The following is a 16,135-nucleotide window of genomic DNA, read 5'->3' on the forward strand; positions in this document are numbered from 1 at the left end:
TATTTTTTACGCTCATGTTCAATTCTGGTTTTGGCATTGAATCGAGATCGCAGCGCAGCGGTTTCCAAATAGCCTTCGCTCTTCCCCTTATACCCGGAGACCAAACAACAAGTCAGATCCAATTTGCTTTTGAAAGTGCGTTACATCTAGCAAGAGGAGTAATTCGGCATCTTGCAACCATGTTTTAATTTCGAACAAAACCAACCGAGGAGATCGATTTATGAAGTTAACTCATTTGTTTTCAAGCCATAAACAAGCAGCGGAAAAACAGACCACCCTCGAAATAGAAAGGGTCGCCCAGGCCATCGTCGCCGGGCAATGGGATGCACGCGTCAATACTGCGGGATTTGCCGAGAACAGCATGCAATTCGGTCATGCGATTAATCAGATATTGGATGCCGTTACCCAACCGTTCAATGCAGTTGCCGATTGCATCGAACAAATCGCCACCGGCGCCGTTCCGGCTAAAATCAGCGATCATTACCGAGGCGATTTCAACACACTGAAAAACCACCTCAATCAGCTTATAGATGCTATCGCTCAGCAATCAACCGCAGCCCAGGCCATTGCCGATGGGAATTTCTCTATTCATATCAATATTCGTTCCGAACACGATGCTCTGGCGAAAAGCTTGGTCAAAGTCGTTGATGTGCAGCAGAACTTGAAAACCGAACTCCAGCGTCTGACCGGGGCGTCAAAAGACGGCCAACTAACCGAAAGGGGTAACCCGGCACAATTCAAAGGCGCTTACGCCGAAGTCATTCACGGGGTCAACCAAATGTTGGACGCCATTCTGCTGCCGATTGGCGAGGGTAATCGCATTCTGGCGCAGATTTCTAGCGGAAAAATCGATGAATTGATCAGCGACACTTACCGGGGCGATCACGAGAAAATGAAGCAGGCCGTTAACAATGTCGCCACCACCTTGCAAGGCCTGCAACATGAATTGCAACGTCTCACCATCGCTTCCAGACAGGGGCAGCTTACCGAGCGGGGTAAAGTCGAACAGTTTAAAGGCGCCTATGCGGAAGTCATCGGCGGCGTCAATGAAATGCTGGATGCCATTCTGCTACCGATTGGCGAGGGCAATCGCATTCTGGCGCAAATTTCCGGCGGCAAAATCGACGAATTGATCGAACAAACCTACCAAGGCGATCACGAGAAAATGAAACTGGCTGTCAACAACGTCGCCATCTCGGTACAGGGCCTGCAAAAAGAGCTACAAAGACTCCAAGAAGCTTCCAGAGAAGGACAATTATCCAAACGCGGCAACGCTGAGCAATTTAAAGGCGCGTACGCCGAAGTCATCGGCGGCGTCAATGAGATGCTGGACGCCATTCTGCTACCCATCGGGGAAGGCAATCGCATCCTGGCGCAGATTTCCGGCGGCAAAATCGACGAATTGATCGAGCAAACTTACCGGGGCGATCATGAAAAAATGAAATTAGCGGTCAACAATATGGCAATTACCTTGCAAGGCCTGCAGAGAGAGTTGCGCCGTTTAACCACAGCATCCGGAAATGGTGAACTCTCAGAAAGAGGCAAAGCCGAGCAGTTTAAAGGCGCTTACGCCGAGATTATTAGCGGTGTCAACGATATGCTGGATGCAATCCTGATTCCCATCGGCGAAGGCAACCGCATTTTACGTATGATCAGGGGCGGCGATTTACGCCAACGCGTGGAAATCGCCTGTAAAGGCGACCATGACCAGATGAAACAAGCCGTTAACGGCGTACACAGCTGGCTATCGGATTTAATCGCTTACGTTACCAAGCTCGCCAACGGTGACATGACCGCGGAAATGGGCAAGGCATCAAACGACGACCAAATCCATGAATGGCTGATGCTGCTAAAAAGAAATGTTCAGGCTTTGGTATCCGATGCCGACACACTCTCGATTGCCGCCGTGGAAGGCCGCTTACAAACCCGCGCCGACGCGGGCAAACATCAGGGCGACTTCCGTAAGATTGTGGAAGGCTTCAACAATACCATGGACGGCGTCATTCTGCCGCTCAACGAAGCGGTCGAAGTCCTAACATTGGTTGAACAAGGCGATCTGACTCGGAAAGTCAAAGGCGACTACAAAGGCCAGCTTAATGACTTTAAAGATACGGTCAACAATACCATTACCAAACTTTCACAAACCATCGCCGAAGTCGTCAGCGCCGCCGATCAGTTGGGAAATGCCTCCGGACAAATCAGCGCCACCTCACAATCCTTATCGCAAGCATCCAGCGAACAGGCGGCCGGCGTCGAGGAAACCACGGCCAGTATCGAACAAATGGCGGCAAGCATTAACCAGAACGCGGAAAACGCCAAAGTCACCGACGGTATAGCCGGCAAGGCCAACCAGGAAGCCATCGAAGGCGGTATCGCCGTTAAACAGACGGTGACCGCCATGAAAGACATCGCGAGCCGAATTGGCATCATCGATGACATTGCCTATCAAACCAATATGCTGGCCCTCAACGCCGCCATTGAAGCGGCTCGGGCCGGCGATCATGGCAAAGGCTTCGCGGTTGTGGCGGCGGAAGTCCGGAAACTGGCGGAGCGGAGCCAGATAGCGGCACAAGAAATCGGTCAACTGGCGGGGAACAGCGTGAAGACCGCCGAAAGCGCCGGCCAATTGCTGGACGCCATCGTGCCCAGCATCGCTAAGACCTCGGATCTGGTGCAAGAAATTGCGGCGGCCTCTCAGGAACAATCCGCGGGCGTAAAGCAGGTTAATATCGCCATGAGCCAGATGAATCAAATTACGCAGCAAAATGCTTCTGCGAGCGAGGAATTGGCGGCAACCGCAGAAGAAATGACCAGCCAAGCCTTGCAATTACAGAATCTGATGAGCTTTTTCAAAATCAAAGATTTACAACCAACGCTTTCCCGCAATACCACAAGAACACCGCCTAAATCGCTAAAGGCAATAGTACCGGCTCCGCATATTAATCACGCAGACAATGCTGATGGGTACGATATTAACCATTTCGAACGATTCTAGTGATTAGTTATTGACTGAGACAGGGTAGATAATCCTTTAACATTTTTGCCCCATAAATAAGTCTTAAGCATAAAAGACTGTTTCCTGAGAGCTTTGTCGAAGGACAAGCGGGATTTTTCAATCACGGCGGAGAGTATGTTGCAGGCCCTCCATGCTTCGACCTTGCTCAGCACGAACAGTCTACCCCCAACGGCTATTTTTAGGTTGATCGGCAAAACGGTATCGGTGATGCAATTGGCTAAGATACCGCGGACCGGACCGAACATGCGTGTACGCTTTGACGTGAGGTAGCAACAACGTGGCGTGGGTATCAGCCCAACAATTAGCAACGGGTAGACAAGACCAACCAGCTTTGGCTCATGGATTGAGCCGGTGACATTCGAAAGCCACCGGGGTAGGTGCGCCATCCCTGGCGATCATCCCTAAAACAAATCCTAACGCTACAAGTTTTTAGACTTGCCGCGGCATTTCCGGCCTTAAGCTGCTACCGCCGCTTTACGACGACCGCCAAAACCGATCATACCTGCCATCGCACTGCCGAATAACCAAACAGCACCAGGGACAGGTACTGCGGCGATGGATAATTCATAGCCGGAGACATTGGCATTCCATCTCCCAACGCCATTACCACCCAGAGCAATGGTATAAACTTGGCCTGCCTCTGCGAAAAACTCAAGGTAGTTAACTGCGTCTACGCTAGCGTCATGAGTAAGGTACTCCATACCGGAACCAACCCCTGCGGCGTAGAATGGGTTGCTGGTAGTTTCCGGCTTGCCGGCGTTATTCCAGCTACCATGGTGGCTGTAGGATACTGAGTTGGTAGTATCCATACCTTTAAACACTGTAACCCCAAAATTACCGTTAATTGTACCCAGAGAGGTCAGGTTCAGCCTCAATAAAGTAGAGACGTCGGATTTAATCAAACCCATGTCAATTTGGTGTTTCCAACCGGTTGGACCTGTTGCGGTAGGCACGCCATTAGCATCGAGACCATTATCTTTCCAAGCACCGGCGCCAGTATCGATTTCCGCTGCCACGCCATAGTCAGCCAGTGCGTCGGCGGCAGACACTTCCAAGGTTCCTGGCCCGTGAATCGCAGCAGCCCAGTTCAAATGCGCCCGACCGGTATATCCAAACGGCAACGCACCATTTGCTGTACCAAGCCAAGGGACTTGAGTACCTTGATAGCCACCGCTCTCAGGGCCGGTTGCAACTGTATCGGCATCGGGACCGTCGTAAGTGTAGTTCCAACCATCGGTTGCACTGGCCGCAGCTGTCGTGAAGGTGTTGTACATGACATGCGCCGAAGCGGTAGATGCTCCTGCTGAAAGCGCGACACCGGCAACCGCCATGGAAACAGCTTTAGCCAATTTTGTTTTGATCATACGTTTTTACCTTAAATCTTAAGTTAGGGGGAGAAAGCACCTTGAGCCCAGGACTTAACAATCTTGTAAGCCATAACTGACAGGCGCCTGCGTCCATAACGCAATCCTTATGCCACCTATAAAACGTATTAATTACAAACAATTAGAATTTACTTATTCTCAGCACTTAATCAAAATCCGTGATTTAGCTCACGAAAAACAGGTGAAATAACATAATTTAGATTTCCCCCTTACTCGAACAACTTTTTCCGGGCTATGTTCTTTAGCAAGACCGATTTAGGTGTAACGCTGTATTGCAAAAATCAGCGGCAATCCATCCGAGTCTTTTTGTCTCTCGCCCTAACCCACACTGGTCGGCAATCAAGCGGTAAGCAACAAAAGCCCAAATTCGCTATCGTCTCAACCTAAGCTCCAAATCCAGCAGACGCTGGGTAGTCTGCAACACCGTATCCGGATTTAAACTCATCGAATCAATGCCGATTTCGACCAGATATTCGGCCATTTCCGGATAATCGGACGGCGCCTGTCCACACAAGCCGGAATGCCGGCCATTGCGGCGCGCGCCTTCCACGGCCCATTTGATCATGGTCTTCACGCCGGCATCCCGCTCGTCGAAGTCGTTGGCCACGATTTCCGAATCCCGGTCCACACCCAAAGTCAATTGCGTCAAATCGTTGGAGCCAATCGAAAAACCGTCGAACAATTTGGCGAACTCGTCGATCAGAATGACGTTATTCGGTATCTCGCACATCACATAAATTTCCAGACCGTCAGCGCCGCGCTTCAAACCCAGCTCCGCCATGTAAGCCAAAACCCTTTCGGCTTCATCAATTCGGCGACAAAACGGGATCATCAATACCACGTTCTTGAGGCCCATCTGCTCGCGGACCCGCTTCATCGCCGCGCATTCCAAGGCAAACCCCTCGGCATATGCAGGGTGTACATAGCGCGAGGCACCGCGAAAACCGATCATCGGGTTAGCCTCGTCGCGCTCGAACCAACGTCCACCCAACAAGGTCGCATATTCGTTGGTTTTAAAGTCCGACATCCGCACGACCACAGGCTTGGGATAAAACGCCGCCGCGATGGTGCCGACGCCTTCCGCCAGCCGCTGGATGAAAAACTCTTCCGGCTTGGCGTAGCCCTCGGTCAATTGCTTAAGTTGCTCCAGCTCGCCGGCCTCTTCGACTTTTTCGGGGTGAATCAAAGCCATCGGGTGAGCCTTGATGTATTCGGTAATAATAAATTCCATCCGCGCCAAACCGACGCCATCATTGGGCAGAAAGCTGAGTTTAAACGCCAATTCAGGATTGCCCAGATTGAGCATGATCTTGGTTTTTGGCCGCTGGAGTTGAGACAAATCAGTATGCTTGACCTCGAAATCCAGCCGGCCAGCATAGACTTTGCCGACATCGCCTTCCGCACACGATACCGTGACCACGCTGCCACTGGTTATCGCTGCCGTCGCGTTCTCGCAGCCTATCACGGCCGGCACGCCCAATTCGCGGGCAATGATCGCCGCATGACAGGTTCTGCCACCGCGATTAGTAACAATAGCGGCGGCGGTTTTCATCACCGGCTCCCAATCCGGCGTGGTCATATCGGCCACCAACACTTCGCCCGGCTTGAAACTACCGAGTTTGGCCACGTTATCTATCACCCGCGCCTGACCCACCGCGATCTTGCTGCCCACGGCATGGCCTTTGACGATGGCTTCGCCAGATTGTTTGAGTTGATATTGCTCCAAGACATTGCCGACCTTTTGCGAAGCCACGGTTTCCGGGCGGGCTTGCACGATATACAGCTTACCGTCTAATCCATCCTTGGCCCATTCCATGTCCATAGGCCGGCCGTAATGCCGCTCGATTTTCAGCGCGTAATCGGCCAATTGCAGCACTTCCGCATCGTCGATACAAAATTGCCGGCGCTCGTGATTTGAGGTGGCGACATTGCGAATCGGTTCGCGGGTCCGACCATCGCTGTAGATCATCTTGATTTTTTTAGCACCCAGCGTGCGCCGCAATACCGCCCGATAGCCTCGGGCGAAAGTGGGCTTATGCACGTAAAATTCGTCGGGATCGACAGCGCCCTGCACCACGTTTTCACCCAGACCATAGGCACCGGTGATGAACACGGCATCATTGAAACCCGACTCTGTATCCAGCGAAAACATCACGCCGCTGGCCGCCAAATCGGAACGCACCATTTTCATCACGCCTATCGACAAACCGATTTTGAAATGGTCGAAGCCCTGATCGAGTCGGTAATGAATCGCCCGGTCGGTAAACAAACTGGCGAAACAGCGTTTACAAGCATCCAGCAAGGATTGGCCGCCGCGAATATTTAAATAGGTATCCTGTTGACCGGCAAAGCTGGCGGTCGGCAAATCCTCGGCGGTCGCGGAGCTGCGCACCGCGACGGTTAAATCGTCTTGATATTGCTGTTGTAATTGCGCGAAAGCATCCAGAATTTGCTGTTGCAAATCGGCCGGCAACGGCGCTGCGTAAACCAAATCACGCGCCTGTTGCGCGCGGCGCGCCAACTCTGCGACGTCGTCGGCATCGACATCATCGAGTAAAGCGTGCAAATGCGGCCAAGCGTCGGCCTGATCCAGCATATAACGGTAAGCTTCGGCGGTAATCGCAAAACCATTGGGGACAATCACACCCTCCGAAGCCAACTCGCGATACATCTCGCCGAGTGAGGCGTTTTTACCGCCGACCAGCGGAATATCATTGATAGTGAGTTCTGCAAACCAGCGGATGTATTGATTGTGCTTGGACATGTTGCGCTCCTTGGCTGTTGTTATGCTTGTCCTTATAAGCATACGCCGTTGGCGGTAATCGGCAAGGGTCTGGAGCTGTCGCCTAGGGCTGGTGTAATTCCGGTAAGCGAGGTTTTAGCGAAATTTTAAAGCGGGTGGATTGTGAAGGTCGGGGATAACTCCCCGCCCCGCCAAGAATCGGTGAATTATTTACGCAACAGATAACCGATTATCCCGCCTGCGCCGCGGACAAGATCGACATCGCCCACTTTTTCTCTTCCGCGCTGGTGGTAGTTGCCACCAAGGTGGCGTAGCACAACCAGACGATTAAAACCACAAAGCCGAGCGCAACAACGAATAGCGCTAAATCCTTGAATAAGCGGACATTCCGTTCGGCGTCGGTTTCCTGCCGCTCAACCGAAACGCTGAACGTATGATTGGGCGGCGGATTATTGAGATCGATATGGCTCATAAGCCGATAATTTCAGTTTCCAGCTTTTGGGTTTCAGGTTCGACCAAACCGATTTTCAGCCCTCGCCGACGTCCATCTTTGGCCGCCAGATATAGGGTGATCGCTTTGCGCAAAATTTCGCTTTTATTGGTTTCGCCTTCCTCAGCGGCCTTATCCAGTTCGCGATTCAGATCATCGGACAACACAACATTGAAACGTACAGACATGAGCAGCTCCTCTTGGTTAAATGATGTGTTTTTTATACAGATATTTTACACATCAGGCAAGCAGAATGCGTGGGCTCCAGCCTGTCGAGTTTAATCAATTCAAAACCTGATCGGCTGTCGCACACTTAACCACGCCAAGCCGCTTCCGGACAGTATGAGCCAAGCTTCCAACTCACCGACCTAAACCCCGCCCGCAAGGTTTCGGGCGGGGCGTGAAACGGGTTTTAAACCATCAGGCGGAAGCCGAACCATTGAGCTTAGGGACTAAAACTAAACCGTACTTGGTACGGTAATTTCGCGCCGCAGCGCAGCCGGGTTTTGAATTCCCACGCAGAGTGTGGGAATGAAAACAATCCCCCTGGTTCCCAAGCTCCCGCTTGGGAACCAATCACTTGGAAGCTCCTGCTTCCTGTAGAGCTAGAAAGCTGCAGCTTCCAAGGCCAAAGTTCCCAACCTAGAGGTTGGGAACGTGAACACTCTGAATCTAACTACTCAATACTCTATCCGCACCGAGCCCATAAACGTTCTGGGTGCGCCGACCTCGATACCGTTTCGACTGAACGCTGAGGCGGGGTAATATTCTTTATCCAATAAATTATTGACGTTTAATTGCGTGGTTAATTTGCTCGCCCCCACTTTCCAGGAATAACTGGTCAGCAAATTAACGGTCGCGTAGCCGGGCAATACGACATCGTTATTGGTCGATTCTGTGTGTTGAGAACTGCGGATTATCACCCCGCCACCGAATTTCAATCCCCGCATGAGGCCGGACTGCAACTCATAGGTGGTAAACAAACTACCGCCGTGACGAGGAACACCGGGAAACCGTTTGTCAACTTCAACGGCTCTGCCGATTGTGGTGACGGCATCTGGAGTATAGGCATAGCTGCCTATCATATTCCAGCCCGTCAGAATTTCGCCTTTCAAATCCATCTCCAGTCCCGCCACGTTGGCTTCTCCAACGGTAGTTGAATATCTTGTATCCCTGGGATCCGCGAATTTGGCGTTTTGTTTGGTCAGGTCAAACCAGGCCAACGTCGCGAGAAAGCGCTTGTCGAAGAGTTCGGTTTTGAGGCCGAACTCCCATTGTTGAGCAGTTTCTGGATTCAGCAGTGCCCCGTCGAAATTCGTGCCATTGATCCCAGTGAAATTCTCTGAGTAACTTCCATACAGGCTTAACTCGGGAATTGGCTGCCAAACCAAACCGCCGCGGGGCGACAGGTTATCCGTCATAGGACTCACGCTGTCAGCTCTTCCTGTGCGAGTGGATTTGCTTTCCGAATTATCGTAACGCATCCCCGCCAAAAGATGCAGGTTATAGGGCAGTGTAATTTGGTCTTGCAGATACAATCCAAACCATTGTTCTAATGTCGTACCTCTTGAAACCGGAACATTTGCCGCTCTGTTTTCAATCGAGTTGGCGCCTAAATATATAGGGTTGTATAGGTCGATGGTTGAGGTAAAGTTTGTTTCAATTCCATCGCGAAAAGTACGAAAATGATCGCCTCCTAATAGCAAGGTATGTTTCAACCCCCACGTGTCAAAATGCCCTGTTAGATTGACAGTATTGAAATAACTGGCGTCGTTTTCCGGTGGCCGAGACCCGTAATTATAAAAAATATTCACCGTCCTTCCATCGGCGGCAACACCCGTGGGAATTGCTGCACGGGTTTCAATCCCGTTGTAAACCGCTGTAAAACGGTGACTCAATGTCCAATCGTCGTTGAAGGCATGCGACCAGTTGACGCCCGCCAAAATTCGTTCGAACTCGCTTTGTGGGTCGGCTTCGCCAAGGAAGCGACTACGTGGCACATTGGCCGGACGCGCACCAATCGCTGGTACACCGCGATCTAATACCGCATGCCCGTGATCATATTCCAATTCAAAATTCATTCGGGTGCGCGGACTGATAATCCAAGTCACGGTCGGTGCGATAAAGATGCGGTCGCTACTGACGGTATCCCGAAATGAATTCGCATCTTTGTACGCCAAATTGAAGCGGTATAGCAGGGTTTTGTCCTGGGTAATCGGTCCGGTCGCATCCAAGGTGGTTCGGTAATAATCGTAAGAACCGAATTGTTGCTGCAACGAATAGTACGGTGTAGCCAGCGGCTTCTTGGTCACGTAATTGACGACACCACCTGGTGTGGCCTGACCATACAATAACGAAGCAGGCCCTTTTAGCGCTTCGACTTGCTCGATATTGGCCAAATCCCGCCCACCCCAGGCACTGGCTAGCGGAAACGCACCGCCGTCACGGTAGTCGCCGGTAGGAAATGAATCAAATCCGCGCCGTTTGGACCAATCCAGCCAGTCGCCGGAATTCGCCGATCCTTGATAGATACCACTGACGTAATTCAAAGCATCACCCGGCCTTATGGCTTGCACATCCTCCAAAACCTGTTTCGGCACGACCTGGATGGAATAAGGTGTTTCCATGATCGGCGTATCGGTTTTAGTCGCCGTTGTCGTGTTGGGTAGACTGTAATCCGGGTTGTAAGGGTCAGTCGAATCATAAACCGCCTTCCCCATCACCGTCACCGCCGGCATCGTCGTAGCCGTGCGCGGCTCGGCGTTCGCTGCTGGTTCCAGCGTAAATGTATCGTCCGCCGTTTTCCGCACAGTCAAGCCCGAATTCTGCAACATCCGCTGCATGGCCTGCTCCGGGGTGTATTGGCCCGACACCGGGCTGGAGCGGAGTTTGCCGACCAGTTCCGCCGGATAGAGCAGGCGCAGGTTGGTCTGGTCGGCGAGTTCGGTCAGGGCACTGTCCAGGGCTTGCGCCGGGATGTTGAAGGCTTGCGCAGCGTCGCCGGCCATCGCGGTCAGGCTGATAGTGCCGAGCAGCAATAATGCGGCAATAGGCATGGGTTTAAACATACGGGCCTGGCCGGGATGGACGCTGCCGGTATCGAGTGATTTATTCATCTGTAATCCTTAACGTGGCGGCGGCACCATTGCCGCGTACCGGTTAAGACGGACGGCCGGAAAAATCTTGTAATGGCGGCGGGATTTTTTTTGCGTTAGCCGTGCAACACGGTCAACCAAGGCGTGATTTGACTGAGTTTTACCGAGAGGATTTGTTGCAGCATCGCCAGCGTGGCGGCGCGGTCCGCCAGCGGGAAAACGCCGCTGACCCTTAGCGCCGCCAGTTTGGCATCGCTGATGACGATCTTTCCGGGGAAATAGCGGTCCAATTCCGCAACCACATCGGCCAGGGCTTGATTTTTAAAGACCAGTTTACCGCGTTGCCAGGCGGCGTTTTGCTGCGAATCGGCCGCCACTGCGGCTTGCAGGCCGTTGGCGGCACTGTAAACCGCTTGTTGCCCTTCTTGAATGCGGGCGTCGGGCGGGTAATCCGGGGCGTGCAGACCTTTGACACCAACGGCGTGTTCCTGCACCGTGATGCGGACGGCGTGGTCTTGCTGCAGCACTTCAAAGACCGTCCCTAAGGCTTTGACCACTACAGTATCGGTGGCGACCTCAAACGGCCGTTTACGGTCGGCGGCGACCTTGAACAAGGCCTGACCGTGTTTCAATGTCAGTTTGCGGCCGGTATCGGAATAGGCAACCGTCAATGCGGTATCGGTATTCAACAGCACCTGGCTGCCGTCGGCCAAAGTCACGGTTTTTTGTTCGCCGACAGCAGTGTAATAGTCGCTGAACCAGCGGTCGCCAAGGCCGGAAAAAGGCAAAACCAGCGCCAAGGCAACAGCGGCCGCTGCCAAGCCGCGCCAGACGGGCCGGCTATACCGACGGCCCATGGCTTGCGCCGGTATCGGCAGATCCGTTACCGACCAGCCCTCGCCCATGTCCAGCCACAGTTGTTCGGCCTCGGCAAAGGCGCGACGGTGTGAGGGGCTGCGATTTTGCCATTCGGCGGCCGCACGCCGCTCCTGCTCGCCGACGTTTCCGGCGCGCAGCCGTATCACCCAATCAATGGCCTGATCGGACAAAGTGGTGATTTCGGAAACGGGTGCGTTACTCATCGGCATAAGGTTTGGACGATTGAAACTATTATGACGGATGACGCGGCCGTTCTTGCTGATATTTTCCGGGCGGTCGGCAATTTGCTTCAATGTTGCTTGAGTCTGTCCCGACAATGCCGCATGGCCCGCGCCAGATGCTTGGCGACCATGCTTTCCGAAATGCGCAGGCGGGCCGCGACTTCGGTATGGCTGAGGCCTTCGACCCGGTTCCAGTAAAAAGCCAGACGGCAGTCTTCAGGCAATTCCGCCAAGGCTTGATGAATGGCTTGCAAGCGCTGGGTCTGCTGATAACGCTGCTCGGGGCCGGGCGACTGTTCGGGAACGGCGTTGTAGGTGTCGTCGTCGACATCCTGCTTGAGCCGATTGACGCTAAGCCGCTGGTAATCGATCACCAAATTACCGACAACCCGAAACACGAAAGCCCGCGGATTCTCGATAGTTTCCTGCGTTTGCTGGCGGCTCAGCCGTAAATAAGCATCTTGCAGTATGTCCGCGGACAAGTCTTCCGAACCCAGTTTACGCACGATAAAACGACTGAGCTCATCGCGATGTTTATCGATGAATGCCGCAATTTGCTCTGCGCTTGGTTCGGATTGTTCGCCGCTGTCGGAAGGTTTTGCGGAAAATACTTGGTCGGACATGAGTCATCGCTGCGTTATTGTCCAGATGTTACGAGCACGATACGCACCCAATCGCACAAGCAAATAGAAATCAGGCAATTAAGTTTTTTCGCCGGCGCATACCGGGAATGACAGGCGGAAAAAATAAGTGATATGCCGCAGCCGTTTGCGGCGAATCCCCTATTGGCTGCAAGGCGCGTAAACACGGCGACGCTGGGGCTTGATCTAATATAAGGCTGTCAACCTCAGCAGCGGCGAGCAACCGGCCAGCGCTTTACAGCGGAAACTAACCGAGTCAGGCTTTCCTTCCGGTAGTGAGCTAAAAAACGCCTACAGCGAGGGCTGGGCAGCTGCGACGACCTGATTGCGGCCGGCGTCCTTGGCTAGATAAAGCGCTTTATCCGCCGCCCCGATCAAGGCCACCGAAGATAGGCCGTTTGCGGGATATGTAGCTACACCAAATGATGCAGTAACACCGATACAGATGTCGGCAAGGGCAATGGGCTGCGCAACTAGCGCCGAACGTATCAACTCGGCACGCTCACTGGCTGTTTGTTGCGAGGTGTCCGGCAACACCAGAAAAAATTCTTCGCCGCCATAGCGGCAATCCAAATCGCTACCGCGCGCATGGCGCTTCATGATGTCGGCGAACGCTTTTAATACTGCATCGCCAGCCTGGTGCCCGTAACAATCGTTGATCATTTTAAAATGATCCAGATCGCTCATCACCACACTCACCTCATAGCCTCGTCGTTCCGCCAAAAGCAATTCACGCTCCAAATTTTCGTTAAGGAACAGTCGGTTATATAGGCCGGTTAAGGGATCGTGAATCGCCTGGTATTGGAGCTGCTCGTGCAAGGCTTTGACTTGCCGCTCGGACCGCAAACGTTCGCTAATATCCGCCAACACCGCGATCACAGCAGGTTTACCGCCAATGTCGATCGCCGGACTACCTGATACTTCTACAGTAATCAACTGACCATTTCTGCGATAGGCATTGGCGATAAAATTAATTTTGGCAAGATCCTTGTTTAAGACTTTCTGCATTGCTTCACGCAGGGCAGGCTGATCCACATCGCTGATAAGTTCCATCATGCCCATATTCAAGAGGTGATCGACCTCGTAATCGAAGATTTCCGCAAACTTAGGATTAACGTAATGAAAACGGTCTTCGATAATCATGGTTATGCCAACCAAGGATTGATCCAGAACCCGGTGAAACTTTTCCTCGGCCTCTTGCAGCGCTCGATTGATCTTCTCGTTCTCCCGCAACGCCGCTTCCAACTCCTTTGTCCGAGCCCGTACCAAATTCTCCAGCATAATCGTGGTTTGAAACTGATCAAAATCCGAACAGTGTTGAGTGGAACTATGCTCCACTCGATTCATCAGGGCTTCCACGACCTTATTCAGGCGAACGATTTCCGCCCTTAATTCGCTCTCTGTATCGAGTGTATCTGTGTCAATCATCCTCGCCGCACCTATCAACTGCACCGATAGCAACCGCGGCGAAGGTCTGATTCACATGTACTCCGCGAAACTGCTCGCCATACGTATTGAAACCTATCACCTTGTTATCACTCAGTATTTGTTCCGCTTGCGCCGTTAACCCGCGCTGTACCAGCTCAAGCTTTCTAAGTATGCAATCGCAAGCTAGCGTGACCTGAGGTTGACCGATCTGTGCCCGAACTTCGGCAAACGCCTGCTGTAGACTTTCGATAGGATCCACCCCTCGCGCGACTCTCAACACCAAGCCTTCCTCGATAGCGCAGTAAAAAGTCAGACTTTGATCTTCGTTGGCACTACGAATAGCCCGCACATAATAGTTACCATCGATAGCGACCACGACCGGCGCCGCGGCAAAGTGCTCAGGGCTCAATTCTTCGACCATAACCCCGATGAGTCTGGCGTATTCCGGGGCCGCCGGTAGCCCGTTAATTTCATGTACGATGCGCCGTCTGGCATCGGCGTGTGTTACAACCAATCTTTCCGCCGTCGGTACAAAATGTTGCGCTTTGAATATTTTGAACGGTAACGACGTATGCACCAGCAACAACAAGGCACTGTCCGCATGAAAGTCACCATCGCAATAAACGTATGTTTTATGGAACAGCAAGTCGTCGGCCGCCGAGCCGCCAATCATGGCGATATTGCCTAATGCGTCTTGTATCGCATGGGTGACCTGCTCTTCGCGCACCGATAAGCCGTCGATCAACAAAAAACCGAAACAATTTTCGGCATTAAGATGCGTAACTGTATCTTGCAAGCCATACAATAGTTCGTTGGCAAGCGCATGCCCTTCGGCGATTTGAAACTGTTGCAAGTTAGGGATTAGCCCACTGGTCGCAATAAAATCCGGCGCGGAAAAGCCGACACCTACCAGACTTTGTTGACTCAGTCCTGCATCGCCTATTTCGCCGGCAGTCGTGCAGCCAATCACATGCATACCTTGAAATCGACGTCTTATTTCGGAAGCCAGCACAGTTCGGTCATAACTATTCGAACAAAAGAAAATGACCAAGGTGGTATCGGAGTGGAGCAAGCCTAAAGCAAGTTCCTCGACCGCCCGCTGAGGGTCGGATAAACAGGAATGGGCAATGCGAATTGCCGTGCGGCGACTCATCTGCGTTCTCGGCAGTTACTGTTGACGAAATAGAGGAATATTCTACAACCGGGTTCTGGACTATGCTGTAGAAAAAATCGAAAATTGTCGGGATTTACTGACAAAAATCATCTTGATCGATGATAGAAATTGACCTTACTAGCCGTTCAACCATTCCATATAAAGTTGTACGCCTTGCTCGACACTTTTGAATTGATGCTGACAGCCGGTAGCTCTCAGATTATCGAGATTAGCCTGGGTGAAGCTTTGGTAGCAGCCTTTCAGGTGCTCCGGGAAGGGAATATATTTGATATAGCCGCGCTGGTGGAATTTAATCACCGCATTTGCCACGTCATTAAAGGTTTGGCTACGCCCGGTACCGCAGTTATAGATGCCGGATGCTTTGGGGTTATCAAGAAACCAAAGGTTAATATCCACCACATCGCCGACATAAACAAAATCGCGGCGCTGTTCTCCGTCGCCATAACCGTCACAACCTTCAAATAAGCGTAATTCGTCGGAATCTTTGATCTGATTGTTCAAATGAAAGGCCACACTGGCCATGCTGCCTTTGTGGGCTTCGCGCGGACCGTAGACATTGAAATAGCGTAAACCCACCACTTGCGCGGTCAAATTTTGCTGTCTGCGCAAATATTGGTCGAACTGAAACTTGGAATAACCGTAGACATTCAGCGGACCTTCGTAAGCCAACTCTTCCTTAAAGGTTAAATCGGCACCGTAGGTAGCGGCGCTGGATGCATAAATAAAAGGGATTTTGTGGCTTTGGCAATAATGAAACAGCGTTTTGCTGTATTCATAATTGTTGTCCATCATGTAACGGCCGTCCCACTCAGTCGTGCTGGAGCAGGCGCCCTGGTGAAAAATGGCTTCTATCGTTTCTGCTTGGAAAGCACCTTGTTGCAGTCGTTCCAAAAAGGTGCATCTGTCCAGATAATCCGCTATCTTGCATTCGACCAAGTTCCGGTATTTGATACCGTTGCTTAAATGGTCGACTACTAAAATATCATCATAACCGCGGGCATTCAGGCCCAATACCAGATTGCTGCCGATGAAGCCGGCGCCACCGGTTACGATGATCACGGAC

The 16,135-nt window shown here is 52.1% G+C and carries 11 protein-coding genes; 1 reads left to right on the plus strand and 10 read right to left on the minus strand.

Annotation, left to right across the window (positions count from 1 at the left end):
- Positions 1 to 220 precede the first annotated feature (220 nt).
- On the plus strand, positions 221 to 2,995 hold the full coding sequence (locus G006_RS27620) for a methyl-accepting chemotaxis protein (RefSeq protein WP_020482450.1): 2,775 nt from the start codon (positions 221 to 223) through the stop codon (positions 2,993 to 2,995).
- Between the two features lie 476 nt (positions 2,996 to 3,471).
- Here the strand turns inward: G006_RS27620 and G006_RS28765 are convergent, their stop codons facing one another.
- From G006_RS28765 to rfaD, 10 genes are all read right to left on the minus strand, one after another.
- Positions 3,472 to 4,380 (minus strand): hypothetical protein, encoded by a 909-nt coding sequence (locus tag G006_RS28765; protein ID WP_020482452.1) that lies wholly within the window; start codon positions 4,378 to 4,380, stop codon positions 3,472 to 3,474.
- 391 nt (positions 4,381 to 4,771) lie between these two features.
- On the minus strand, positions 4,772 to 7,165 hold the full coding sequence (gene ppsA, locus G006_RS0106930; RefSeq protein WP_020482453.1) for a phosphoenolpyruvate synthase: 2,394 nt from the start codon (positions 7,163 to 7,165) through the stop codon (positions 4,772 to 4,774).
- Positions 7,166 to 7,373: 208 nt separating this feature from the next.
- Complete coding sequence (locus G006_RS26600) at positions 7,374 to 7,616, minus strand: hypothetical protein (protein WP_020482454.1); 243 nt, start codon at positions 7,614 to 7,616, stop codon at positions 7,374 to 7,376.
- Complete coding sequence (locus G006_RS0106940; RefSeq protein ID WP_020482455.1) at positions 7,613 to 7,822, minus strand: CopG family transcriptional regulator; 210 nt, start codon at positions 7,820 to 7,822, stop codon at positions 7,613 to 7,615. Before G006_RS0106940 ends, G006_RS26600 begins: the two co-directional genes overlap by 4 nt.
- Before the next feature lie 492 nt (positions 7,823 to 8,314).
- Positions 8,315 to 10,750, minus strand: coding sequence for a TonB-dependent siderophore receptor (locus tag G006_RS0106945; RefSeq protein WP_020482456.1), 2,436 nt, complete (start codon positions 10,748 to 10,750; stop codon positions 8,315 to 8,317).
- Between the two features lie 95 nt (positions 10,751 to 10,845).
- Positions 10,846 to 11,811: a FecR family protein gene (locus tag G006_RS0106950; protein ID WP_026146903.1), complete on the minus strand. Its 966-nt coding sequence runs from the start codon at positions 11,809 to 11,811 to the stop codon at positions 10,846 to 10,848.
- Between the two features lie 86 nt (positions 11,812 to 11,897).
- Entirely contained in the window at positions 11,898 to 12,452 is a 555-nt protein-coding gene (locus G006_RS0106955) for a sigma-70 family RNA polymerase sigma factor (protein WP_020482458.1), read from the minus strand.
- 309 nt (positions 12,453 to 12,761) lie between these two features.
- Entirely contained in the window at positions 12,762 to 13,898 is a 1,137-nt protein-coding gene (locus tag G006_RS26965) for a sensor domain-containing diguanylate cyclase (RefSeq protein ID WP_020482459.1), read from the minus strand.
- Positions 13,891 to 15,051 (minus strand): nitric oxide-sensing protein NosP, encoded by a 1,161-nt coding sequence (gene nosP, locus G006_RS0106965; RefSeq protein WP_020482460.1) that lies wholly within the window; start codon positions 15,049 to 15,051, stop codon positions 13,891 to 13,893. Before nosP ends, G006_RS26965 begins: the two co-directional genes overlap by 8 nt.
- A gap of 138 nt (positions 15,052 to 15,189) precedes the next feature.
- Positions 15,190 to 16,131: an ADP-glyceromanno-heptose 6-epimerase gene (gene rfaD / locus G006_RS0106970; RefSeq protein ID WP_020482461.1), complete on the minus strand. Its 942-nt coding sequence runs from the start codon at positions 16,129 to 16,131 to the stop codon at positions 15,190 to 15,192.
- Positions 16,132 to 16,135: the final 4 nt, after the last annotated feature.

The organism is Methylomonas sp. MK1, from assembly GCF_000365425.1.
Lineage (GTDB): Bacteria > Pseudomonadota > Gammaproteobacteria > Methylococcales > Methylomonadaceae > Methylomonas.